The following is a 1,023-nucleotide window of genomic DNA, read 5'->3' on the forward strand; positions in this document are numbered from 1 at the left end:
GACTTCACCTTGCGGCATAAAGCTCTCAGAGTATTGCATGTAAATCGAACCATTCGATGTCGGGTGGAAAATCACACCTAACTTTGGAGAAACTTGGTTCTCTGTTAGCGAATCTTCACGCTTTTCGTCATAACGAGCACCCGCAAGTACTTGCCAGTAATCGTTAATCGTCATCATGTTTTGCGCGTAAATCCCCCAAGTGTCATGCTCGCGTCTTGGGGATTTTTTCGAGCGTACGGTTCCAGGACGAGTAACTGTCGTGCCTGCCGCAACATCCTCTCCTGCATGGAAAGCCATAAAGCGGTCGTATTTGTAGTCGAGGTAGTTTGCCCCCACCAAAAACGTATTTTCTGTACCCAACAAAGAGAAGTTGGTTGTTACGTCTAAGTACGCGGTATCGAATACCCAGTTATCTGTGCGCTCGTTCCCTTTATGTCGAATCACACCATCTTTGTCATAATTGTCAAACTTAGGGTAAGACTCTACATCAAAACGCTTAAAGTCTTGACGGTTGTAACCCGCTTTCACATTCACGTTATCAGTCACTTGAGCATTAATATCGATACCGTAGTTTTCTACGTCGTTATCAATTTTTGACCACTGAGCGTCCCAGATGTACTTATCACCACGAACTGGCTTTCCGTCCACGATGTAAGCACCTGAATCTACGCTACCTTCGTCTTTTGTGCGGTCATAATGCGCTGACACCATGATGTTTTCAGTGATGTCATACTCAACAACCAGGCCACCCACAACACGGTCAGTTTGCGGCTTTGTGCCATCGCCATACGTACGCCAAGAGCTGTAGTTTTCTTTCGCAAAAATAGCGCGAGCACGTAGCGTTTCTGCGTCATTTAAAGAACCACTTACATCAAGTACGGTACGCGAATGTTCGTTTGAACCGATATCTTGGCTCAAGCTTACATGTGTTTGCGTTGTTGGTTTCTTAGAAACCATGTTTACTAAGCCACCCGGCTCAGACTTACCATAAAGTAGACCAGATGGACCTTTTAGCACTTCAAC

The 1,023-nt window shown here is 45.5% G+C and carries 1 pseudogene; it reads right to left on the minus strand.

Annotated features, from left to right (window positions below):
* A pseudogene (gene peuA / locus R7127_RS26935) lies at nucleotides 1-1,023 on the minus strand (TonB-dependent siderophore enterobactin receptor PeuA); the annotation flags it as partial.

Source organism: Vibrio sp. 1159, from assembly GCF_033340395.1.
Lineage (GTDB): Bacteria > Pseudomonadota > Gammaproteobacteria > Enterobacterales > Vibrionaceae > Vibrio > Vibrio alginolyticus.